Here is a 23,017-nt window from a genome sequence, read left to right on the forward strand (position 1 = left end):
AGCACTTCAGGAAGCACCCTGACTCGATGAAGCGATCTTGGCACCTTGTCCTGGCGTCAGCCCTCGTCGCGGGAGCCGTCACACCGGTGGTTGCGGTGGGCAGCGCGGTCGCCGCGGACGGCGACATCACCTCGGCCGTCCTGGCGAACCGCGATGTCGTCCTGACCGGCGACGCGGTCGTGCGCGTCCCGCAGGGAACCCACACGTACACCGGCGTGATCAGCGGTGAAGGGGCCCTTCGCGTGTCCGGCACCGGCACGCTGGTCCTCGCCAAGGACAGCACCTTCACCCTGCCGCACTCCCGGCAGCACCAGAGGGTCCGGATCCCGGGCGGCAACCACCCGTACGTGGTGGTCGGCAGTCCCGACGAGCCCGCGGTCACCGTGGACGCGGGGGCAACCCTCCAGTACGGCACCGGCGGTACGACCGGCCTGATCGGGTCCTTCCCGTACAACACGCCCGGCTACCAGCAGAACCAGGACAACATCCGGGTGGACGGCACTCTGCGTCTGTCGCTGACCCGGCTGTTCAACCTGGGCGTCATCAGCGGCTCCGGCCTGGTCACCCAGCCCCGGAACATGTGGGGAACGCTCCAGATCTGTGGCACCAACCCGTTCTCCGGCATCTTCGACAACGGCACGGGCGTCAACTTCGCGAGCACCACCTGTGCCGCCGAACTGCCCAACGCCCGCGCCGTCGTCAACCGCGGTTCATGGATCATCGACACCCCGCTCAACCACACTGTCGTACAGCGGCAGAACTTCTACAGCCACGAGTACGGCAACGACGTCAACGTGCACTCCCGCCCGGGCAGCAAGGTGATCCTCACCGGCGTCTACAGCTGGAGTGACAGCGGCGACGGGGCGGCGCCGTCGCTGAGCGACCCCGGACTGAACTGGCGGCCCGTGGCCCACAAACTGAACAAGCGCGGCACCAACATCGAGGGCGCCGACGTCCAGTGGGGCGACGGGACCACGCACCAGATCTTCATGCCCGGCACGGCGCAGACGGTCTACATCAACCTGCACGCCAGACGGCAGCGTTCCCGGCTCACCTTCGACTACAACGGACCGGTGACCCTGGGCGCGCCCGTCGGCGGCGGCATGTATCACGACACCCTCGGCGCTCCCGGCGCCGGGGACGTCGTCATCGCCGGCACCAGCGGCAACGACGTGACCTTCGCAGCAGCGCAGTACTACGACGGATCCACCACCATCGAGAGGAACGCGACCCTCCGTCTCGGCTCCGGGACCGCGGACGGCGACGGGAGCCTCCACACCGGCGGAGCCCTCGACAAAGTGATCGACAATGGTTCACTCGTGCTCCGCAACACCGGGACACCCACCGTCCTCCCGGCGGTGACCGGTGCCGGATCGGTGACGCAGAGCGGAGCCGCCGCCGCCACCGTCACCAGCGCCGCCTACACCGGCGCCACCACCGTGGCCAAAGGCAGCCTGATCGTCTCCGGGACCTCTCTGCGGACATCCAGCGCGGTCGCTCTGACCGGTTCCTCGGCCGTCCTGGATCTCAGCAAGGCACGCGACACGACCCTGCGCAGGCTGCGGGTCGTCACAGGTGCGAAGATCCTTCTTCCCCGGGACTCCCCTGAGCTGACCGTCGGTTCGACGACCGCAACAGTCTCCGGTAACGGTCTCGTCATCGGCGGGGCGCGCTTCTCCGTCAGCCGGGGCGACGCCCACACCGTGCTCACCGCTCTCCCGTCCACCACGACCGCACACCCGTCCTCCGCCGCGAGCGGACCGGCACCCTCCCCCGCCCGGACCGGCCGAGCGGCCACGTCCCTGGGCGCCTCCACCGGCACCATGGCGGACACCGGCAGCCACTTCGGTGCTCTGTGGGCCGTCACAGGACTGGCGGGCGTCGTTCTCGCCGGCGTCGCCGCAGTCTTCGTCTTCGTGCGCGGCCGCTCGCGTCCGCGCACGTCCCCGCGTCACTCCCGCTGATCCCCGGTCGCCACGGATTCCACCGGCCCGCCCATGGCTGTCGGCGCTCACCCCTTACGATGACTTCGCTGCCACGGTGTGTGACACCGACGGCGATCGCCCGAGGGCCCCCGCAACCCGGCTCGGTCGGCGCGAGCGGGGGCTTCGTACCCGCGTCAGGTCGAAGGGAGACCCGATGCCAAGGCATGCCGCGCCCGCGGCCGACGTGATAGCCGCGGCTCGGGCCGGCGATCGCGGCGCCCTGGAAGAGCTCAGCTCCCGGACGCTTCCGCTGGTCTACAGCGTCGCGGCGCGTGCACACCCGTACCGCGACGACGTCGACGACATCGTCCAGGAGACGATGATGCGCATCCTGCGCGGCATCGGGGGACTGGAGCGCCCGGAGGCGTTCCGGTCCTGGGTGATCACCATCACCGTGAACGAGGTCCGCGACCACATCCGCAGGCGCGGCAGGGGGGAGACGACGGGAGCGGCGTTCGACGCGGCTGAGCACCGGCCCGACCCGGCCGCCGACTTCGCCGAGGGGGTCATCCTCGACCTGCGGCTGTCCGGGCAGCGCGAGGAGTCCGTGCGCGCGACCCGTTGGCTCGACGAGGACGACCGGGAGCTGCTGTCGCTGTGGTGGCTGGAGACGGCCGGCCGGCTCGCCCGGGCCGAGCTCGCCTCCGCTCTGGACATGACCGGCCATCAAGCGGCTGTGCGGGTGCAACGCATGAAGGAGCGCCTGCACACCTCCCGCGTCATCGTCCGAGCCCTCGCGGCCAGGCCCGCATGCGGGGAACTGACCCGGCTCACCCTGGACTGGAACGGGGCCCCCAGCGGCCTGTGGCGCAAACGCCTCGGCCGCCATGTGCGGCAGTGCCCGCGGTGCGTGCGCCACGAGGAAGGCATGCTGGCCCCGGAAGGACTGCTGGCGCCCCTGGCCCTCCTGCCCGTGCCGGCGGCACTGCTGGCCTGGCGCCCGTGGCTGTCCGCGGGAACGCACGCGGCGGCGGCCGGCCATGCCGGCACCACGGCCACTTCAGGTAGCGGGAGTTCCACGACGGCAGGGACCGCAGGGACGAGCCTCACCGCGAAGGCCGTGGTGGCGGCGAGTGCGCTGCTCGCCGTGGGCGGTGGCGTGCTCGTGTACGCGGCCCCGTGGTTCAGCCCGTCGGCGCGTCCGGCCACCGCCCCGACGGCTTCCGGCCCGGCACCCGCGCCCTCACCCACCGCATCCGCATCCGCATCCGCATCCGCGTCACCGTCACGGCCGGCACCGGTACTGGGCTCGGCCGTCTCGCATCCCTCGCCCCGGCCCCTGCCCCGGTACGGGTCCGTGGTCGACACCGTGGACAGCGCGCCGCCACCGGACCGGCCGCCCGCCGCATTGCCCCACCGCCCGCAGACCGCGGTGACGATGACGGGGCTCAAGAGACACCTGGACGGCTACCAGCTCGTCCACCGCGGGGACACGGTGGTACTGCGCGGGAAGGGCTACTTCACCGTCCACTGGGACCTGATGTACGGGCTGCGCCCCGGGCTGCTGACCATGCCCTCGTGGACCGGATTGCAAGGAAGGCTGTTCCACGTGGCCTCGGGCGGCGGCCACCGCATGGACGACCGTCAGCCGGGCGCGACCGCCGGCGGCACCTGGATGGGCAACCGGCAGCAAGGACTGATCACCCTCCCGCCGGGAGCCCAGCAGATGTGGCAGAACGAGTACTACTACCTCGACGGCAGCGTCACACTCCACCTCAACGAAACCCAGGCCGACTACAACCTCGACGTCCTGCCCTCCTCCTGGCAGCAGACAACCGACGACATCGCCAGTCCCCCGGCCCCGCACTCCGCCGACCGCGAACGGTACGGACTCGTGCGCGACACCGGCCGCGACGACGCCCCCGTACCGCAGTACACCACCCGCTCCACGCCGACCGACGCGGGCACCGTGCCCCAGCGCTCCGTCGTGTCCTGACCCCAACGCGTGAGGCAAGCACCCCCCGAAAGCGGATCCACCAGCGAGTCACAGCAGACGGAATGACCTGCGCGCAGTCCCACCAGCAGGGAGACACACCGGACGATACTTTCGAAGACGTTCGAAGCGTCCCAACTCGCTGGCCACTGGCTTGGGGCCGCATCCTGCACCCGACAGGTGCCCCATATATCCCGCACGCCCCATATCTGCAGGACGGGGTGGACGATACGAGCCGTATATCTCCGCGTCGTCGCCCATCCGCGCGGCCCGGATTCGACCCAGATTCGACCCGGCCAGTTTGTCAACGGATAAACATGGCCCCTGACCTGCGGAAATGAAGAGCGGCAGACGAGTCGGGCTGTACGCCGGGTTCTGTTCCCCGGTTCCCTCGCGGGAGCCGGGGCGACGGCCATCCATCTAGGGCCGGCGTTGCCGCCGGCCTCGTGCGGTCTACCCGGGGGCTCGGGCGGGCAGCCCTCGAACGTCCCCGCAGGGCCGCCTTTCACAGCGGCCCCTCTTGACCTTGCTCCGGGTGGGGTTTACCTAGCTGCCCAGGTCACCCTGGGCACTGGTGGTCTCTTACACCACCGTTTCACCCTTACCGAGGGCCGTACGAGTACGATCCCCGGCGGTCTGCTTTCTGTGGCACTGTCCCGCGAGTCGCCTCGGGTGGCCGTTAGCCACCACCCTGCCCTGTGGAGCCCGGACGTTCCTCGGGAAGCCCCCTAGGGGGACTCCACGCGGCCGTCCGCCCGGCTCGTCTGCCGTGTCGACCATGTTAGCGGGCGCGCCGGCCTCTTCGGTGCCGAGGCCGTCGTCGCCAGGACCGAGCCGGTCAGGATCAACGCGAAGGACACGGCGATCGTCGCGGTGAGGCTTTCGCCCAGGAACAACGCCCCCGCCGCCACCGCCACCGCCGGGTTGACGTACGTGATCACGGTCGAGCGGGTCGGGCCTATTTCCCTGATGAGTTCCAGGAAGGCCACGAAGGCCACCGCCGTGCACAGGACGCCCAGGGCGAGGAGGGAGAGCAGCGCGTTCGTCGAGGGCAGTGAAGAGGGCCAGGTCGCCGCGGCTGCCGGGGCGTAGACCAGGGTCGCCAGGGTCAGGCAGGGGGCTATCAGCTGCAGCGTCGGGACGTCCTTCAGGCGGCGGGCCGCTATCAGCGGGGCCGTCGCGTAGCCGATCACGGTGAGCAGGACCTCGCCGAGGGAGCGGGCGTCGCCGCCGGTGAGGTGGGGGACGGTCAGGACCGCCACGCCGGCCAGGCCGATCAGAAGGCCCGCGATCCGTCGCACGCCCAGGTGCTCCCGGTCGCCGCCGAAGCAGCGTGCCGCCACCACGCCCACGATCGGTACGCCCGCGATCAGCAGGCCCGCCGTCGAGCTGGACAGGTGGCGTTCGGCGTCGGTGAGGGTGAACCAGGGGCCCATGATCTCTATGCACGCGAAGGCCAGCATCGGGCGCCAGTGGGTGCGGACGGTGGCGGGCAGGCCGCCCTGCCGGATCGCCAGGGGGAGCAGGAGCAGCGCGCCCACCGCACAGCGCGCGAAGACCACCGTCGACGGGGACACCTCGTCCACCGCCACCTTGATCATCAGATAGGGGATGCCCCAGATCACTCCCATGAGGGAGAACAGGAACCAGCCGCGTGCAGTCATGCGGGAAGCATCGGTGTCAGTACCGTGCCGCGTCTTGAACGCTGTTGCGGTACGCCGCCGGGGTCACCCCCAGCACCCGGCGGAACCAGCGTGTCAGATGGGCCTGGTCCGCGAAGCCGACGAGTGCGGCGGCTTCCGCTGGGCGCAGGCCCGCGTCCAGCAGGGCGCGGGCACGGTTCACCCGGTACTGGGCGAGCCAGGCGTACGGCGGTACGCCCATCGTCGTACGGAAGGCCCGCAGGAGCTGGTAGCGGGAGAGGCCGAGGTCGGCCGCCAGGTCGGCGAGGGAGGGCGGGCAGGTCAGTTCGTCGGCGAGGCGGTCCCGGACGAGGAGGGATATGCCGTGCGCGCCGGGGATCTCGTCCCGCGCCGGCCGGGCCGTGGAGTGGCGGCGGGACAGGGTCGTCAGCAGCCAGGGAAGGCGGGTCTCGGCCTCCAGGGGGTCCGGGCAGGCGGCCAGTTCGGTGTGGGCCCGGCGGATGGCCGCGGCCAGCTCCGGATCGTCGACGACCGGGTCGCGGAAGTGCGGTACGGCGTCCAGGGTGCCGTCCGCCAGCAGGGCCGGGTCCGCGTACAGGGCGCGGTAGGCGTAGCCCTCGGTCGGGGTGGCCGGGCCGCCGGTGTGCATCTCGCCGGGGGCCAGGACGACGATCGAGCCGGGGCCGGTGTGGATGTGGCCGCCCCGGTAGGCGATCACCTCGGAGCCGCCGACGCACACCCCGATCGAGAACTCGGCGTGCGTGTGCGGGGCGTACACGTGTTTCTCGAAACGGGCCGTCAGCATGTCGAGCGACGGGCCGCAGCGGCCCAGTCTCGCCCTCGTCCACCGTGCTTGCTCGGCCACCTTCGCACCCCCTTGCGGCACCCCGTTGCCGCCAAGGGTGCAACGCCTTCGGTTCCCGTTTCCATGCCGCGTCCAGGCCGGCTCACAGACCCATGCGCTCCAGCGCGTCGAACGCCGCCCCCATCCGCTCCCGGTGGTCCTCGACGATCTCCGCGAACGGGTCGCCCGCGAGCTGGCGGCGTACGGAGGCGACGCACACCGAGCGGTACGCGGCGACGGTCACGGCGGCGGTAAGCTCCGGGGCGGCGAGTCCCGCCTCGGCGAGCGCCCCGGCCAGCGCCCGCTCCACCTCCTCCACCGCCTCACGGGCCCGGGCCCGCAGCGCCGGGGAGTCGGCGACGACCGGCCAGAAGCCCGCGAAGTTCTCGCCCACGCCGCCCAGCGGATGCCGTGCCTCGATGAACCGGAACGCCAGGCGGCGCAGCGCCGCGAGCGGGGCCTCGCCGGGCGCCCGGTCCCGTACCGCCCCGGCGAAGGCGGCGACGGCCTCCGGGATGCGGTCGAGGAACAGGTCCTCCTTGCGCGGGAAGTAGTTGAAGACGGTCATCGCCGAGACCCCGGCCGCCCGCGCGACCTCGGCGACCGTCACCTGGTCGAAGCCGTGCTCCCGGAACATCACCGTCGCGATGTTCGAGATCCGCTGCCGGGTCTCCCGCTTCTTGCGCTCCCGCAGGGACTCCCCTGGCCTGTTCTCATCGATCACGAGGAAACTATAGCCGCTCGAAATTTTTAGTGACTACAGTTAGCGTCGTGAACGAGAGCATCCGGAAGGACAGCGGCGAGAGCATGACGAACGACAGGAACGACAGGAACGACAAGGGCGATGAGAGCGGCGGGAGCGGCAGGGGCTACGACGTGGTGGTCGTCGGTGGCGGCCCCGTCGGTCTCTTCCTCGCCGGTGAGCTGCGGCTCGGCGGGGCGGACGTGCTGGTGGTGGAGCGGCTGGCCGAGGTGGACGAGACCATCAAGGCGGGCGGGATCAACACGGCGGGCGCGGTGAGCCTCTACCGGCGCGGGCTGCTGCCCGACCTCGCGGCGGCCTGGGAGCGGAACCGGTGGCGGATGCGGGCCTTCCTCGGGGACCGCGGCGCCGGCGCTCCCCGCACTCCCCCGAAGTTCGCCGGGCACTTCGCCGGGATCATGATGCGCGGTGACCTCTTCGACGGCTCCGACCCGGCGTTCGCCGACATCGGCCCCGCCGACGGCGTCGGCCTCGGTGTCCCGCAGGTCGAGTTGGAGCGGATCCTGGGCGCCCGTGCCGAGCGGCTCGGCGTCGAGGTCCGCCGGGGCGTGGAGCTGACCGGCTTCGACGCGGACGACGACGGCGTCACCGTACGACTCGCGCCGTCCGGCCGACCCACCCCCTCCGATCGACCCGCCCCGTCCGATCGACCGACCCACTCCGATCGCCCCGCCCCCTCTGATCGGCTCATCCCCGCCGAGGGGATCCGGGCCCGGTGGCTCGTGGGGTGCGACGGCGGCCGGAGTACCGTCCGCAAGCTCGCCGGGTTCGACTTCCCGGGGACGGATCCGGAGATCACCGGCTATCAGGCGGTCGTCGAGATGAGCGGGGGCGAGCGGCTCGGGGCCGGCTGGAACACCACCGACGTGGGGACGTACGTCAACGGGCCCTTCCCCGGCCGGATCCTGACCGTCGAGTTCGACGGGCCCCCCGCCGACCGCTCGGCACCCGTCACCGCAGGCGAGTTGCAGGCCGCCCTGCGCCGGGTGTCGGGCGTGGCGGAGGTGACCGTCCACGAGGTGCACTCGGCGACCCGGTTCACCGACAACGCCCGGCAGGCGAGCGGTTACCGCAAGGGCCGGGTGCTGCTCGCCGGGGACGCGGCGCACGTGCACTCGCCGTTCGGCGGGCAGGGGCTGAACCTAGGACTCGGCGACGCCATGAACCTCGGCTGGAAGCTGGCCGCCGTGGTGCGCGGGGTCGCGCCCGAGGACCTGCTCGACAGCTACACGGCCGAGCGGCACCCGGTCGGCGCCTGGGTGCTGGACTGGACCCGCGCCCAGATCGCCGTGATGCGACCCGACCGGCACGCCCGCGCGCTGCGCCGGGTGGTCACCGATCTCGCGCTCACGGCGACCGGGACGACGTACCTCGTCAAGCAGATCTCCGGCGTCTGGCAGCACTACGATCTCCCCGGCGCGCACCCGCTGACCGGGCGGAGCGCCCCGGACCTGGAACTCTCCGACGGCACCCGGCTCGGCGACCACCTGCACGACGGCCGCGCCCTGCTCCTCGACCTCGTCGACGACCCGAAGCTGCGCGCCCGCGCACAGGGGTACGGCGACCGGGTGGACGTCGTCACCGCGGCCTGCCCCGGGCGGCCGGAGCTGACCGGTCTCCTGGTTCGGCCCGACGGGTTCGTGGCCTGGGCCGCGGCCGGGAACGACCAGGGAGACGGCCAGGGAGACGACCGGGGAGACGACCTCGACGACGCCCTGACCCGCTGGTTCGTCGCCGCCTGAGCCCTCGCCCCCGGCCGCTCCGCACCGCCGTACGGCGGCTCAGGCGGGCGCGAAGCGCACCTTCGCCGTCCCCGGGTCGGCCTCGGTGAGGCGCACCGGCAGCCGCTCACCCAGCGGGAGCGGCGCGGCGGCCTCGATCCGGCCTATGACGGCGGGCTGCTGCAACAGCACCTTCCCCACGGTCGGCCGGCGTTGCTCGACCTCCACCACGCAGCCGTCGAAGACCTCACCGACCCGGTCCTTGAGCAGGGCCGCCTCGACGATGTCGACGCACTCCCGCTCCACCGTGCCGGCCCGGCGCGCCCCTTCGGCCATCTGCTTGGGGAGCGTGTCCAGCGCCATCAGCACCCAGTCGGGCGGGGCCTCGCCGGCCGCCGCCGCCAGGCACAGCTCGGAGGCGTAGCGGTCGGCGAGGCGGCGCAGCGGCGCGGTGCAGTGGGTGTAGGGGGCGGCGACGGCCGCGTGGACGGGGTTCGGGGGGAGGACGCCGCCCCGGAAGACCGTGTAGCCGGCGCCGCGCAGGAGGGTGGTGCACTCCTGGAGGAAGGCCGCGTGGCGGGGGCGGCGCGGGTTCAGGGAGCGGATCAGCGCGGCGTACGAGACATGGTGCGGCCACTCGATGCGCAGCGCGTGCGCGGTACGGCGCAGCCGGGCCACCGCGCCGTCCGGGGCGGTCGGCAGGGTGCGCAGCACGCCGGTGCCGTAGGCCAGCATCAGGTCGGCGGCGGCCATGCCGGTGAGCAGGGAGATCTGGGCGTTCCAGGCGTCGGCGGGCAGCGGGGCGCGGTAGCTGAGCTCGTAGGTGTGGTCGTACTCGACGATCTCCTGCTCGGGCACGTTGAGGGAGATGCCGCCGCGTTCCACCTCCAGGCGTTCGCGGGCCTCGCCGATCTCCCTGAGCAGGGCGACGGGCTCCTCCGCGGTGCCGTCGTCGATCTGCTTCTGCACGCCCGCGTAGTCCAGCTTGGCCCGGCTGCGGACGAGGGCCCGGCGGACGTCGGCGGTCAGGGTCCGCCCAGCGCCGTCCAGGTCGATGGTCCACAGCACGGCCGGGCAGGTCTGGCCGGGGAGCAGGCTGGCCGCGCCCTCGCTGAGGACGGCGGGGTGCAGGGGGATTCTCTCGTCGGGGAAGTAGAGGGTGTTCACGCGGTGGTGCGCCTCGGAGTCCAGCGCGCCGCCGGGTACGACGAAGGCGGCGACGTCGGCGATGGCGTACCGGACGCGGTAGCCGCCGTCGTGCCGGGACAGGTGCATCGCCTGGTCGAGGTCGTTCGCGGTGGGCGGGTCGACCGTGAAGAAGGGGATGTCGGTGGCGTCGTGCCCCGGCACGGCCGGGAACCTGGCGACGCCCTCGGCCTCCGCGATGACCTCGGGCGGGAAGGTCTCGGGGACATGGAGGTCGGCCCGGAGCGCGGCGAGGGCGGTCCGGAGGGGGGCCTCGGGGGCACCCTTGACACGGATGTGGCGGCGGGGCATGGGAAGAGGGTAGTCACAGCAGGCCGGTGCGGCGTCTTACCCTGGCGCGAAGCGTTGATGACGAACGCCGATGACGAAGAGGAGTACCCGTGCTGGTCCTGCTGCCGCCCTCGGAAGGCAAGGCGTCCCCGGGCCGTGGGGCCCCGCTGAAGCCGGAGTCGCTGTCCCTGCCGGGGCTCGCGGCGGCGCGCGAGGCCGTGCTCGCCGAACTGGTCGATCTGTGCGCCGGTGACGAGGAGAAGGCCCGCGAGGTGCTCGGGCTGAGCGAGGGGCTGCGCGGCGAGGTCGCGAAGAACGCGGCGCTGCGGACCGCGGGCACCCGGCCGGCCGGGGAGATCTACACGGGGGTGCTGTACGACGCCCTCGGCCTGGCCTCCCTGGACGCGGCCGCGAAGCGGCGGGCCGCGCGGTCGCTGCTGGTCTTCTCGGGGCTGTGGGGTGCGGTCCGGGTGACGGACCGGATCCCGTCGTACCGCTGCTCGATGGGGGTGCGGCTGCCGGGGCTGGGCGCGCTCGGCACGCACTGGCGGGGGCCGATGGCCGAGGTGCTGCCGGAGGCGGCCGGGACGGGGCTGGTGCTGGACCTGCGGTCGGCGGCGTACGCGGCCGCGTGGAAGCCGAAGGGCGACGTGGCCGCGCGGACGGCGACCGTGCGGGTGCTGCACGCGCCGACGCGGAAGGTGGTCAGCCACTTCAACAAGGCGACGAAGGGGCGGATGGTACGGAGCCTGCTGGCCGCCGGGATCACGCCGGCCGGCCCGGGGGAGCTGGTGGAGGCGCTGCGGGAGCTGGGATACGAGGTGGAGGCGCAGGCACCCGCGAAGGCGGGGCAGGCGTGGGCGCTGGATGTGCTGGTGACCGAGGTGCACTGATGCGCTGATACATCAGAGCGCTGATACATCGGAGCGCTGATGCGTTGATGCTCTGGAGTACGGAAGCACCGAAGGCCGTTGCAGCATGCGCAACGGCCTTTGCGCGCTTTGCATCACCTCGGCAGGATGGCGCCATGCCCACCTCGCTGCTGGATCTCGCGCCCGTCGTGCCCGTCGTCGTCATCGAGGACGCCGCCGATGCGGTGCCGCTGGCGCGGGCGCTGGTGGCGGGCGGGCTGCCGGTCATCGAGGTGACCCTGCGCACGCCGGCCGCGCTCGACGCCGTCCGGGCCGTCGCCGGTGCGGTGCCGGACGCGGTGGTCGGGGCGGGGACCGTGCTGACGCCGGAGCAGGTGACGCTCTGCGTGGCGGCCGGGGCGCGGTTTCTCGTCAGCCCGGGATGGACGGACGGGCTGCTGACGGCGATGGCCGCGTCCGGCGTGCCGTTCCTGCCGGGGGTCTCGACCGCCTCGGAGGTGGTGGCGCTGCTCGAACGCGGGGTGCGGGAGATGAAGTTCTTCCCGGCGCAGGCCGCCGGCGGCACGGCGTACCTGAAGTCCCTTGCGGGTCCGCTGCCACAGGCCCGGTTCTGCCCGACCGGAGGGATCGGTCCGGACAACGCCCCCGAGTACCTCGTCCTCCCGAACGTCGGCTGCGTGGGCGGCACCTGGATGGTCCCCGCGGATGCCGTGGCCGCCCGGGACTGGGCCCGCGTCGAGTCGCTGGCCCGGGCGGCGGCGGGCCTCAGGGACGCAGGTGCGACGTGTCGTTGAAGAGCCGTACGCTCGCGTTGCCGTCCGCGTAGTACGCCACCGCCGACAGCGAGGCCGCCGACAGCTCCATGCGGAACAGGGACTGGAGCGGGGCCCCGAGGGCGAGTTGCACGAAGGTCTTGATCGGCGTGACGTGGGTGACGAGGAGGACCGTGCGGCCCGCGTGGGCCGCGATCAGCTTGTCGCGGGTGGCCGCGATGCGCGCCGCCGTCTCGGCGAAGCTCTCGCCGCCGCCGGTGGGGTGGGCCGACGGGTCGGCCAGCCAGGCGGTCAGGTCGTCGGGGTGGCGCTCGCGGACCTCGCCGAAGGTGAGGCCCTCCCAGGCGCCGAAGTCCGTCTCCTTGATCCCTTCCTCGACGGTGACGTCGAGGCCGAGCCGCTCGGCGACGGCCGCGGCGGTCTGCCGGGTGCGGGTGAGGGGAGAGGCGAGGATCGTCTCGATCGTGCCGCGGCGGGCGAGGGCGTCGGCGACGCGGCGCGCCTGCTCCTGGCCGACGTCGGAGAGGGCGGGGTCGGTGCCGCCGCTGCCGGAGAAGCGCTTCTGGGGGGTGAGGGGGGTTTCGCCGTGGCGGAGGAGGACGAAGGTGGCGGGGGCGCCCATGTCTGGCGACGCCCAGCCGGAGGTTGGCCGAGGTGCCGTCGCGACATGGCGTGCGGCACGGGTGTCGACGGCGGTTTCGTCGGCCGTCGTCACAGTGCCGCCGATCAGGGGCTGGTCGCGCCCACGCGGCGGAGCCGCACATGTCTCGGCCCCGCGCCCCTGACGGGGCGCCGCCAGTGCCGCACGTGCCTTCGCGGCGCCCGCCGCCGCGTCCCCGGTCGCGCCGGACCGCCCGGGCCCGCGCTCCGCACGGGGCGCGGAGGCCCGCGCGTCGAGCTCCGCCGTCGACGCCGCGGCCGACCACCGCTCCCCCCGCTTCCCCGCGTCCATCGCCTCGTTCGCCAGCCGGTCCGCGTGCTTGTTCTGCTCTCGCGGTATCCACTCGTACGTGACCCGGTCCGCCGGGAAGACCCGGGACGCCTCGGCCGCCAGGGGCTTCATGTCGGGGTGTTTGATCTTCCAGCGGCCGGACATCTGCTCGATGACCAGCTTGGAGTCCATGCGGACGTGGACGGTGGCGGTCGGGTCCAGGGTGTGGGCCGCGCGCAGGCCCGCCAGCAGGCCGCGGTACTCGGCGACGTTGTTGGTGACGACGCCGAGGTACTCGGCCGCCTCCGTCAGCGTCTCGCCGGTCGCCGCGTCGACGACCACCGCGCCGTAGCCGGCCGGTCCCGGGTTGCCCCGGGAGCCGCCGTCCGCCTCGACGATGAACTCCCTTGCCACGTACGCCCCTTCGGTGTTCCTACAGGCCCGACTCGGCGGTGCGCACCAGGATCCGGCGGCAGTTCTCGCAGCGGACCACGGTGTCGGGCGCGGCCGTGCGGATCTCGTTGAGCTCGGTGATGGCGAGTTCCTGGCGGCAGCCCTGGCAGGTGCGTGCGTACAGCTTGGCCGCGCCGATGCCGCCCTGCTGCTCGCGCAGTTTGTCGTACAGCTTGAGGAGGTCGGCCGGGACCGAGCCCGCGATGACCTCGCGTTCCTTGGTCACCGTCGCCGCCTCGGCGTCGATCTCGGCGGACGCGGCGTTGCGGCGCGCGGTCGCGTCGTCGATCCGGCCCTGGACCGATCCGACCCGCTCGGTCAGCTCGGCGACCCGCTCCTGCACGGACTCGCGGCGCTCCATGACCTCCAGGACGATGTCCTCCAGATCGCCCTGGCGCTTGGCGAGGGAGACGATCTCCTTCTGGAGGTTCTCCAGGTCCTTCGGGGAGGTGACCGCGCCGGAGTCCAGGCGCTGCTGGTCGCGGGCGGCGCGCTGGCGCACCTGGTCCACGTCCTGCTCGGCCTTGGTCTGCTCGCGAGCGGTGTCGCTCTCCTCGGTCTGCGCGGCCACGAGCAGGTCGCGCAGCTGGGTGAGGTCCTTGGACAGCGACTCGATCTCGGCGTGCTCGGGCAGCGACCTCCGCCGGTGCGCCAGCTGCTGGAGGCGTACGTCCAGGGCCTGGACGTCGAGGAGTCGGATCTGGTCGGCGGGCGCGGCGTTCAGTTGGGGGCTCCAAGGGACGGTGAGTGGCTGGTCCAGGGGTCGGTGACCGTCTTGGAGACGTGCACCCGCAGGTCCCAGCCGTGGCGGTCGGAGATCTCGTCGAGTTGGGTGGCGGCCAGCTCGCACCAGGGCCATTCGGTGGCCCAGTGTGCCGCGTCGAGCAGCACGAGGGGGCTTTGGGCGACCGCTTCCGACGCCGGGTGGTGGCGCAGGTCGGCGGTGAGGAAGGCGTCCACGCCGGCGGCGCGTACGACGTCGAAGAGGCTGTCGCCGGAGCCGCCGCTGACGGCGACCGTGCGCACCAGGGCCTCGGGGTCGCCGGCGACGCGGATGCCCTGTGCGGTGGCGGGGAGCCGGGCCGCGGCGCGGTCCGCCAGCTCCCGGACGGTGACGGGGTGGTCCAGTTCGCAGACCCGGCCGAGGCCCCGGCGGCCGTCCGGGTCGGTGGGGTCCGGGACGAGGGGCCGTACGACCCGCAGGTCCAGGGCGCCCGCGAGCGCGTCGGAGACGCCCGGGTCGGCGGTGTCGGCGTTGGTGTGGGCGACGTGCAGCGCGATGTCGTTCTTGATCAGGGTGTGCACGACGCGGCCCTTGAAGTGGGAGGCCGCGACCGTCGTCGTACCGCGCAGGTAGAGGGGGTGGTGGGTGACCAGCAGGTCGGCGCCGAGTTTCACCGCCTCGTCGACGATGTCCTGGACCGGGTCGACGGCGAAGAGGACACGCGTGACCTCCTGGCCGGGGTCGCCCACGACCGTACCGACCGCGTCCCAGGACTCGGCCCGCTCGGCGGGCCACAGCTTCTCCAGCGCGGCGATGACTTCTGACAGACGGGGCACGGGAAAAGGCTACCTGCCTGTTCCCCGGGGGTGTACCTGCTCGCCCCCGGGAGACGACGGACAGCACACCGGGCCCTGTTTCCTCAGGCGAATCGTCCGGCGTGCACCCGTATGTGTGAAGCCACGGGAAGCCGCATCCCCGCCTGTGCGTACGAAAACTAGCTTCGTGGCCGGAGGTGACCGAACGATGACGGCCTGTGCGATCGAACCTTCGGCTGCGGACGAGGACGACAGCGCGCCGGGGGCGGGCTGCGTGATCACGGTGGACGGCGCGTACGCGGCCCGGCTGGCTCAGCGGGGAGGTTCCTGGTACCCGGAGCGCTGGACGCTGGACGGCCCCGAGCCCTACGCCGTGGCCCTCCCCGGCAACCAGCCGGAGGAGCCGGACACGGAGGTGCAGCCGATGGGCGACGGGCGGGTGCTCATCCGGCGGCGGGTGGACGGGCGGCACCACTTCGCCCTGCTGTACCCGACCGGGCCGGGCACCGGCGAGCTGCCGCTGGGCGCGGTGGAGAGCCCGGACGAGGGTGCCTCGCTGCGGCTGCTGCCGCCGGCGCCCGGGGGTGCGCGGGCGTACGCGCTGGCCGTGGGGCCGCGTTCGTCCGCCGTCTGGCTGGTGACGGGCGGGGCCTTCGGGCCGGAGCTGCTCGCGGTGGTGCCGGGGCGGTGTTCGGGCGGGGTCTGGCTGGACCGGGCCGGGCGGTTGCTGGCCCTGGACCGGGAGCTGGGCGGCCGGACCAAGGCCGTCGTGGTCGATCTGGAGCGGGGCGGCGAGGTGTCGCCGCTGCTGCAGATCGCGGCGGACAGCGACGACCGGCTGCTGCTCGCCGACCCGGACAGCGGGCTGATCCTGGTCGGCTCGGACGCGCCCAGCCCCGGGCAGGAACGATTGGGCTGGGGTGTCCTCGGCAGCACGCTGCCGGTGCGCTTTCCGGAGAGCCTGCGGCTGCCGCGGTGTCCGGGCTGCGTGGTGACGCCGTTCGCCGTGCAGCCGGGGCAGGTGCTGACGCCGGAGAGCTGCGGGGTGGCGCTGGGCATCGCCGGTCCGCTCGGCAGCTGGGTGGGGGTCTGGCGGCCGAGAGACCGCGAGATGTGTCATCTCCCGGCGCCCGAGGGGTGGTTGACGGGGGCGGGGGTGTGGACGCGGGACGGCGTGCTGCGGCTGCCCTTCGCCACGGGGGAGGTGCCGTGCGGGGTGGCGGTGACGGCGCCCTGGGGAGAGACGGGGGGATGGGGGGAGACGAGGGAGTACTGGGCCCCCGGGGAGACGGGGGAGTTCGGGGGCCGGGAGGAGACGAGGGGGCTCGGGCGCCGGGAGGAGTCGAGGGAGCACCGGGGCCCCGGGGGTCCGGCGGGGCACTGGGGCCCGGGGGATCCGGTTCATGGCGGCGCGGCCTCTTGGGCGTCGGACACACCCGGAAAGCCGACGGAACCGGAGCCTCCACAACCGCCTGCGGCCCGGCCCGTGCCCCTGCAACAGGCGCCCCTGGCCCGCTTGTAACGAACTAGCACCGGTCGGCGTGCCCGCCTGGATCCGCCCCGCGGTGGGCCCGATAAAATCGCCGGGCTGTAGAAAAGATCATGTTGACGGGGTGAATTCTTCCGATGAGCGACGCCAGCACGTCCCAGCCGCTGTCCGCCGACCTTCAGGAAATGGGCGGCCACGGCAAGCACCGCGGTCACGTCTCGGGCCAGGACAACGAAACGGCCCCCAGCGGCCGGCACCGCAAGCCGGAGCCGGCCGAGACCGCGGCCTGACGGGACGACACGTACGACGGCGGCTCCGCCCCTTCGGGGGCGGAGCCGCCGTCGTACGTCCTACTGCCGCTTCAGCCCCAGCACCTCGGCCGCCGCGAACGTCTCCCCCGCCGGCCGGTCCGCGTAGTGCGGGGTGAGCAGGGCGTCGAGTTCGTCGTAGTTGAAGGTGTCCTGCTTGCTGTCGAACTTGGCCTGGACGCGCGGGCGTTCGACAATCGCGACCATGCCGCCGTGCACGACGAGCAGTTGCCCGTTGATCCGTGCGGCGGCCGGCGAGGCCAGGTAGCCGACGAGCGGGGCGACGTGCTCGGGGGCGAGCGGGTCGACTCCCTCGGCCGGCTGCTCGAACCCGGCGAAGACGTCCTCGGTCATCCGGGTGCGGGCGCGCGGGCAGATCACGTTGGCGGTGACGCCGTACTTGGCGAGGGCGAGGGCGGTGGAGGTGGTCAGGCCGACGATGCCGCCTTTCGCGGCCGCGTAGTTGGGCTGGCCCGCGGAGCCGGCGAGAAAGGCCTCGGAGGAGGTGTTCACGATCCGGCCGTAGACCTTCTCGCCCCCGGCCGCCTTGGAGCGGTCCCGCCAGTGCGCCGCCGCGAAGTGGGTGGTGTTGAAGTGGCCCTTGAGATGGACCCTGATCACCGAGTCCCACTCGTCCTCGGTCATGGAGAAGACCATGCGGTCGCGCAGGATCCCGGCGTTGTTGACGAGGATGTCCAGCTTTCCGTAGTGGGTCGTCGCCAGGGTGATCAGGTCGCGCGCCTGTGCGAAGTCGGCGACGTCCCCGGTGTGGGCGACCGCCCGGCCACCCGCCGCGCGGATCTCCTCGGCGACCTGCTCGGCGGGCGCCGCGGACGGCGCCCCCGAACCGTCCCGGCCCGGCCGGCCGAAGTCGTTGACGACGACGTCGGCGCCCAGCCGGGCCAGTTCGAGCGCCTCGGCCCGGCCCAGCCCCCGGCCCGCGCCGGTGACGATCGCGCTGAGCCCTTCGAGCGGCCTGTGCGGCATCGACATGCGGCGGACCCTCCTCAGATCTCTATGCAGGTACGCAGGGCGGTGCCGGTGCGCATCTGGTCCAGGGCCTCGTTGATCCCGGCCAGCGGCACCCGGTGGGTGATCAGGCCCTCCAGGTCGATCCGGCCGGCCCGCCACAGGGCGATCGTCCGTTCGTAGGAGCGCACCACGTCTCCGCCGCCGTACATCGACGGCAGGATCCGCTTCTCGTCGAAGAACAGCTCGAACATGTTGAGCTGGAGGAAGTCGTCCATGGCGCCCGCGCCGACGACCACGAGGGTGCCGCCGCGCCGGGTGTTCTCGTACGCGGTCCGGGCGGTGGCGGACTTGCCGACGACCTCGAAGACGTAGTCGAAGCCCTCGCCGGCGGTGACCTCCTGCTTGGCGCCGGGCAGTTCGTCGGGCGAGACGGCCTTCGTCGCCCCGAACCTGAGCGCCGACTCGCGCCGCGACTCGACCGGGTCGACGGCGACGATCTCGGCCGCGCCCTTGAGCCGGGCCCCCTGGATCGCCGAGATCCCGACGCCCCCGCACCCGATGACGGCGACCGACGAACCGGCCTCCAGGTCAGCCGTGTTGAGGGCCGCGCCGAGCCCGGTGGTCACCCCGCAGCCGATCAGCGCGGCGATGTCGAAGGGCACGTCGTCGGGGATCGGCACCGCGCACCCGGCGTCGACCACGACCTCCTCGGCGAAGGTGCCGGTGCCCGCGAAGCCGAAGACGTCACCGCCGGGGCGCCGGAAGTTGGGGGTGCCGGCGTTCATGAACCCGGCCAGGCAGAGCTCGGTCTGCCCGCGCCGGCAGGCGGGACAGGCGCCGCAGGCCGGCAGCCAGCAGACGACCACCCGGTCGCCGGGCTTCACCCGGGTGACGCCCTCCCCCACCTCCAGGACCTCGCCCGCGCCCTCGTGGCCCGGCACGAACGGGCCCGGCTGCGGCAGCACCCCGCTCATCGCGGACAGGTCCGAGTGGCACAGCCCCGTGGCGCGCACCCGGATCCGCACCCTGCCGGGCCCGAACCCCACCGCCTCGACGTCGTCGAGGACGTCCAGCTTCTCCTGGCCGATCTCCTGCAGTACGGCTGCGCGCATGGTGCGGCTCCCCTCAACTGCTCAACTGATCAAGAGTGTTCGACGATCGTGTCGGCGAGGACCGGCGCGTCCGCCCTCTCGGCGGCGCCGACGGCGACCCGGATCTCCCCGTCGCCCCGCCACATGCGGATCCGCAGCGTCTCCCCCGGGTACACCACCCCGGCGAACCGGGTGGTGTACGACCGCACCCGGCTCACGTCCCCGCCGAGCAGCGTGTCCACGACCGCCTTGAGGGTCATGCCGTAGGTGCACAGCCCGTGCAGGATGGGCCGGTCGAAGCCGGCGAGCTTGGCGAACTCGGGGTCGGCGTGCAGCGGGTTGTAGTCGCCGGAGAGACGGTAGAGCAGCGCCTGGTCCTCGCGGATCGCGCGCTCGACGGTCCGGTCGGGCTCGCCCGCCGGCGGTTCGAGCCGGGTGGACGGGCCCCGGTCGCCGCCCCAGCCGCCCTCCCCGCGTACGAAGATCTGCGCGTCGTTGGTCCACAGCGGGCCGTCGGCGTCCGCGACCTCGGTGCGCATCACGAGGACGGCCGCCTTGCCCTTGTCGTACACGGCGGCGATCCTGCCGGTGGCGGTGGCGGTGCCCGCGGCCGGGATGGGGCGGTGCAGGGTCAGCGACTGGCCGCCGTGCAGCACCTTGGCGAGGTCGACGTCGACGCCGGGCATGGACAGCCCGCTGATCACACCGGGAGAGCCGGCGCCCGCGACGGTGGCGAAGCTGGGCAGGACGTGCAGCCGGCTCTCCAGGGTGTAGCGCAGTTCGTCGGGATCGGTCGCGGGGCGGCCCGCGCCGATGCCGAGGTGGTAGAGCTGGACGTCCCGGCGCTCCCAGCGGATCTCCCCGGACCGGGGTTCGGCGGCGAGGGCCTTGGCTGCGTCGATGGGCATACGGCTCCTGAGGTGTCTCAAGACCTCGGCACGGCCGTCCGCACCGTCGGTCGCACCGAGGTCGTCCACGGGGCGGGCCAGGGGGCGTCCAGCGGATCATGTCGGCGTCGCGGGCCCTGGCACGTGCGTGTGACCCCGCTCGGCCCGGCCAGGAAGCGCCGTCTCTTCCAGCAGGCCTGATCCGCCGGACGCTCCCTAGAACGCGTTTCAATCCGGCGCACCTTGTATAGCCCAGCCCTCCGCACTTGTGAAGCCTCCTGACGCTGTGTCAGATCCGGCTGCGGCGGACCATGACATTTGTCCTGCCCGTCGCCGTACATCCGCCTCTGCCGGACCGGCGCCGCCTTTCGTAGGGTCGTACCGCCGGACGGCACGGCCGGACGGCACGGCCGGACGGCACAGAACGGGTCGGATCAGAACGGTCGGATCGGAACGGGGGCAGACGCGATGTCGTGGTGGCAGCAGGTGAGGTGCCAGGTGGACGCCTGGCAGCGGGCGCGGGCCGAGTGGCGGGAGGAGGCGGCCCGTTTCAGGGCCCAGCAGAAGGCCGCCCGGAAGAAGGGTGAGGTGCTCGAGCACGCGGGTCCGCCGCCCTCCGGGTTCGCCCTGCTGCCCTGGCTGCTGATGGGGCTGGGCTCGCTCTCCAACCTGCTCCAGGGCAAGACGCCCAACCCGCTGGTCGGCTCCTTCGGCCTGCTCGCCTTCAACTCCCTCTACATCTACGTGACCTTCCGCTCCTTCCGCAAAGAGGCCCGGGAGGCCGCCTCCACCCGCGTCGCGCTGCTGCTGATGGGCCTGCTGACCGTGGGCCTGGCCCTCGGCTACGGCGGCAACTGGCTGATGTTCTTCCCGCTGCTCGGCCTCGCCACGGGCGCGGCGGTGCGCGGACCCTGGCTGGCCCGGACCGGCATCCCGCTGGCCGTCTTCGCCGGCGCGGTCTCCTGGTACCGGGACGGCTCGGACGCCATCACCATCGCCTACGGCACCTTCCTGTCGACGATGATCACCGCCGCGATCCTCTCCCTCTCCGAGGCGGTACGTGAGCTGCGCGCCGCCCGCGAGGAACTGGCCCGGCGCGCGGTGGAGAAGGAGCGGCTGCGCTTCTCCCGGGATCTGCACGACCTGCTCGGGCACACCCTGTCGGTGATCGTCGTGAAGTCGGAGGCGGCCCGCCGGGTCGCGCCCCGCGACCTGGACGCGGCGCTGGCGCAGATCTCCGACATCGAGTCGGTCGGCCGGCAGGCGCTGACCGAGATCCGCGAGGCGGTGACCGGCTACCGGGAGGGCAGCCTGGCCGCCGATCTCACCCGGGCCCGCTCGGCCCTCACGGCGGCGGGCGTCGAGCCGGTGGTCCGGCAGTCGGGGGCGCCGCTCGCCCCGCAGACCGAGACGCTGCTGGGCTGGGTGGTGCGCGAGGCGGTCACCAACGTGGTCCGGCACAGCGACGCCACGCGCTGCGAGATCACCGTCGACAGCGCCGCCGGGCGGGCCCGGCTGACGGTCACCGACGACGGTCCGGGCCCGGTGGCCGCCGAGGACCGAGGGGAGGGCGGCGGCGGCACCGGTCTGAAGGGGCTGACCGAGCGCCTCGCGGCGGCGGGCGGCTCCCTTCAGGCCGGCCCGGCGCCACGCGGCGGCTTCACGGTCACCGCGGAGCTGCCGACCGAGGCGCTGGAGTTGCTGACCTCGGCGGCTACGGCGCCCAGGGCGAGCTGACGGCCCAGCTCACGTCGTCGGTCCAGGACGTGGCGCTGTCCCAGGCGTTGGAGCCGCCGTCGCTCGCGATGTAGAGGTTGTAGTTGTAGTGGCGCAGGTATTTCGTCGGATAGTTGTACGAGGCGAAGGACGTGCCCGTGCCGCTCTTGCCGGTCGTCGGACAGAAGGTGGCGTCCTGTCTGAACGTGGTGGTGCCGTCCATGGGCTGCCGGTAGATCTTGTAGTTGTAGTGGCGCAGGTAGTCGCCGGGGTAGTTGCGGGACTCGAAGGAGACGCAGGAACTGCTCGCGAGGCCGGGGCGGACGATCCAGGTGGCGTCGTTCTTGTCGAGGGTGGAGCTGCTGGAGGTGACGGCGGACAGGACCCCGGCGTCGTTCTGGTGCCGGACGTAGTCGGTGGTGCAGCAGGACGTGGTGGCCCGGAGCGAGATCTCCGAGGCGGAGCCGAGGCTGCCGGCGGAGCCGGTCGCGCCGCCGTAGCCGACGGAGACGATGTCGGACTGGACGGCGTCGTCGGCGGCGTCGGTCGGGATGCCGGAGGTCATCACGCCCTCGAAGAACGAACCGATGGAGCCGTTGCTGTTGTCGCCGCCGGTGCCGAGGACGATCGCGCCCTCCTGGTGCATCGGTGAGTAACCACTGCCGGTGCTGGGTTCACTTCCGGAATACGTGGTGGTGAGACCGCCGGATTGCGCGTTTCCCCATTTCAGTGCGAAATGGTTCTGCCCGTTGTTCTTCAGCAAAGCGGTGACGAACGGCAGCGCGCCCGTGCCCGTGTCGGACGAGTTGGTGCTGTAGCCGAGCCCGGACTGGAAGAGCCCGTTCTCCAGGTCCGCCTGGACCCAGGGGCCGGAGCCGTAGCAGGGCGCGAACCAGCACTCGGTGCCGAAGTTGATCGCGTCCATGTGGCCGTTGCCGGTGTCCTTGTTGTTGGTCTCGGCGTTGCCGTAGTCGAAGCAGCAACTGCCGTTCACATGGGTGCCGGAGGTGACCATGTACATCCCCTCGGCGGCGCCGTTGGTGGCGACTCCCGAGGTGGCGTCGTCGCGGTAGCCCATGCCGGCGGAGATCTCCAGGCCGTAGACCTGGTGCCCGCCGACGGTCACCGGCAGCGCGTCCGCCGGGGCCCCGACATCGGCCGCGCCGGCTCCGCCCGCGCCTTCGACGGTGAGGTCGTTGTGCTTGCTGGACTGGTCGTAGATCTTGGTGATGATGCAGGTCGTACCGGCGCAGAAGGAGTTCTGCGCGGCCGCGTCGGCGTAGCCCCCGGCGGTCAGCAGGCCGATGTCGGCCGTGGCGCTGTCCGAGGCGCGCCGCACCTGGTAGAGGGAGCCGCTGTACGACGAGTACAGCGCCCGCACCATGCTGTGCGCGGCGACGCACGGGGTGCCGGCGGCGGCGTAGACGTCACAGGGCAGCGAACTCGCGGCGGACGCCTCGGGGGCGCCGGCCCCGACGACGAGCGCGGCGATGGTCGCGAACGCGGCCAGCACGGACAGCACGGCTCTGCGGACGCGCGGCGGACAGGAACGCAGGGCTCGTACAGGCACTGAGAGCACGGTGCACCTCTTCTTGGTTCCTCGTAGGGCGGTGCGGGTTCT

18 protein-coding genes, 1 other RNA gene and 1 pseudogene are annotated in these 23,017 nt (G+C 72.6%); 8 read left to right on the forward strand and 12 right to left on the reverse strand.

The features are described from left to right. Window positions 1-26: 26 nt before the first annotated feature. Both LQ326_RS36475 and LQ326_RS36480 read left to right on the forward strand, forming a co-directional pair. The gene (locus LQ326_RS36475; RefSeq protein ID WP_234543361.1) at window positions 27-1,964 is read left to right on the forward strand and encodes an autotransporter; all 1,938 of its coding nucleotides are present in this window, start codon (window positions 27-29) and stop codon (window positions 1,962-1,964) included. A 175-nt stretch (window positions 1,965-2,139) separates the two neighbouring features. Beyond that, a complete protein-coding gene (locus tag LQ326_RS36480; RefSeq protein ID WP_234543362.1) occupies window positions 2,140-3,921 on the forward strand; it encodes a sigma-70 family RNA polymerase sigma factor in 1,782 nt (593 codons plus the stop codon). 345 nt (window positions 3,922-4,266) lie between these two features. Here the strand turns inward: LQ326_RS36480 and rnpB are convergent. The 4 genes and pseudogenes from rnpB to LQ326_RS36505 form a co-directional block, all read right to left on the reverse strand. Next, window positions 4,267-4,681: RNase P RNA component class A (rnpB, locus tag LQ326_RS36485), an RNA gene on the reverse strand. A gap of 115 nt (window positions 4,682-4,796) precedes the next feature. Then, window positions 4,797-5,582 (reverse strand): annotated as a pseudogene (locus LQ326_RS48895) (DMT family transporter); the annotation flags it as partial. 16 nt (window positions 5,583-5,598) lie between these two features. Further along, window positions 5,599-6,366: a helix-turn-helix domain-containing protein gene (locus LQ326_RS36500; RefSeq protein ID WP_268208016.1), complete on the reverse strand. Its 768-nt coding sequence runs from the start codon at window positions 6,364-6,366 to the stop codon at window positions 5,599-5,601. Between the two features lie 142 nt (window positions 6,367-6,508). Beyond that, a complete protein-coding gene (locus LQ326_RS36505; protein WP_234543366.1) occupies window positions 6,509-7,129 on the reverse strand; it encodes a TetR/AcrR family transcriptional regulator in 621 nt (206 codons plus the stop codon). A gap of 83 nt (window positions 7,130-7,212) precedes the next feature. On the opposite strand from LQ326_RS36505, the gene LQ326_RS36510 reads away from it, so the two are divergent. Further along, window positions 7,213-8,910 (forward strand): FAD-dependent monooxygenase, encoded by a 1,698-nt coding sequence (locus LQ326_RS36510; RefSeq protein ID WP_234543419.1) that lies wholly within the window; start codon window positions 7,213-7,215, stop codon window positions 8,908-8,910. Between the two features lie 39 nt (window positions 8,911-8,949). Here LQ326_RS36510 and LQ326_RS36515 read toward each other — a convergent pair whose 3' ends face one another. After that, the gene (locus LQ326_RS36515; protein ID WP_234543367.1) at window positions 8,950-10,386 is read right to left on the reverse strand and encodes an RNB domain-containing ribonuclease; all 1,437 of its coding nucleotides are present in this window, start codon (window positions 10,384-10,386) and stop codon (window positions 8,950-8,952) included. 89 nt (window positions 10,387-10,475) lie between these two features. On the opposite strand from LQ326_RS36515, the gene yaaA reads away from it, so the two are divergent. Together yaaA and LQ326_RS36525 are read left to right on the forward strand one after the other, a co-directional pair. Then, window positions 10,476-11,258 carry a peroxide stress protein YaaA gene (yaaA, locus tag LQ326_RS36520; protein WP_234543368.1) on the forward strand — a complete coding sequence of 261 codons (783 nt, stop codon included), beginning with the start codon at window positions 10,476-10,478 and terminating at the stop codon, window positions 11,256-11,258. A gap of 134 nt (window positions 11,259-11,392) precedes the next feature. Beyond that, window positions 11,393-12,031: a bifunctional 4-hydroxy-2-oxoglutarate aldolase/2-dehydro-3-deoxy-phosphogluconate aldolase gene (locus tag LQ326_RS36525; protein ID WP_234543369.1), complete on the forward strand. Its 639-nt coding sequence runs from the start codon at window positions 11,393-11,395 to the stop codon at window positions 12,029-12,031. Here LQ326_RS36525 and LQ326_RS36530 read toward each other — a convergent pair. From LQ326_RS36530 to LQ326_RS36540, 3 genes are read right to left on the reverse strand one after another with little or no spacing between them, the layout of a single operon-like run. Beyond that, window positions 12,003-13,355: a bifunctional RNase H/acid phosphatase gene (locus LQ326_RS36530; RefSeq protein ID WP_234543370.1), complete on the reverse strand. Its 1,353-nt coding sequence runs from the start codon at window positions 13,353-13,355 to the stop codon at window positions 12,003-12,005. The genes LQ326_RS36525 and LQ326_RS36530 overlap by 29 nt on opposite strands. 19 nt (window positions 13,356-13,374) lie before the next feature. Further along, window positions 13,375-14,118 (reverse strand): zinc ribbon domain-containing protein, encoded by a 744-nt coding sequence (locus LQ326_RS36535; protein ID WP_234543420.1) that lies wholly within the window; start codon window positions 14,116-14,118, stop codon window positions 13,375-13,377. Beyond that, window positions 14,115-14,954, reverse strand: coding sequence for a Nif3-like dinuclear metal center hexameric protein (locus tag LQ326_RS36540; protein ID WP_234543371.1), 840 nt, complete (start codon window positions 14,952-14,954; stop codon window positions 14,115-14,117). Before LQ326_RS36540 ends, LQ326_RS36535 begins: the two co-directional genes overlap by 4 nt. Before the next feature lie 187 nt (window positions 14,955-15,141). On the opposite strand from LQ326_RS36540, the gene LQ326_RS36545 reads away from it, so the two are divergent. Both LQ326_RS36545 and LQ326_RS36550 read left to right on the forward strand, forming a co-directional pair. After that, a complete protein-coding gene (locus LQ326_RS36545; RefSeq protein ID WP_234543372.1) occupies window positions 15,142-16,455 on the forward strand; it encodes a hypothetical protein in 1,314 nt (437 codons plus the stop codon). Window positions 16,456-16,559: 104 nt separating this feature from the next. After that, on the forward strand, window positions 16,560-16,712 hold the full coding sequence (locus tag LQ326_RS36550) for a hypothetical protein (RefSeq protein ID WP_234543373.1): 153 nt from the start codon (window positions 16,560-16,562) through the stop codon (window positions 16,710-16,712). A 60-nt stretch (window positions 16,713-16,772) separates the two neighbouring features. Here the strand turns inward: LQ326_RS36550 and LQ326_RS36555 are convergent, their stop codons facing one another. The 3 genes from LQ326_RS36555 to LQ326_RS36565 are packed head-to-tail and all read right to left on the reverse strand — an operon-like array spanning window position 16,773 to window position 19,701. Beyond that, a complete protein-coding gene (locus LQ326_RS36555) occupies window positions 16,773-17,723 on the reverse strand; it encodes a 3-oxoacyl-ACP reductase (protein WP_234543374.1) in 951 nt (316 codons plus the stop codon). Window positions 17,724-17,737: 14 nt separating this feature from the next. Then, window positions 17,738-18,814, reverse strand: a complete 1,077-nt coding sequence (locus LQ326_RS36560; protein ID WP_234543375.1) for a Zn-dependent alcohol dehydrogenase — start codon at window positions 18,812-18,814, stop codon at window positions 17,738-17,740. Window positions 18,815-18,843: 29 nt separating this feature from the next. Then, a complete protein-coding gene (locus LQ326_RS36565; protein ID WP_234543376.1) occupies window positions 18,844-19,701 on the reverse strand; it encodes a MaoC/PaaZ C-terminal domain-containing protein in 858 nt (285 codons plus the stop codon). A 447-nt stretch (window positions 19,702-20,148) separates the two neighbouring features. On the opposite strand from LQ326_RS36565, the gene LQ326_RS36570 reads away from it, so the two are divergent. Then, on the forward strand, window positions 20,149-21,417 hold the full coding sequence (locus LQ326_RS36570; RefSeq protein WP_234543377.1) for a sensor histidine kinase: 1,269 nt from the start codon (window positions 20,149-20,151) through the stop codon (window positions 21,415-21,417). Here the strand turns inward: LQ326_RS36570 and LQ326_RS36575 are convergent. Next, window positions 21,395-22,966 (reverse strand): alpha-L-arabinofuranosidase B, encoded by a 1,572-nt coding sequence (locus LQ326_RS36575; RefSeq protein WP_234543378.1) that lies wholly within the window; start codon window positions 22,964-22,966, stop codon window positions 21,395-21,397. The genes LQ326_RS36570 and LQ326_RS36575 overlap by 23 nt on opposite strands. Between the last annotated feature and the right edge of the window lie 51 nt (window positions 22,967-23,017).

The sequence above is a fragment of the Streptomyces shenzhenensis genome (genome assembly GCF_021462265.1).
Classification (GTDB): Bacteria; Actinomycetota; Actinomycetes; order Streptomycetales; family Streptomycetaceae; genus Streptomyces; species Streptomyces shenzhenensis.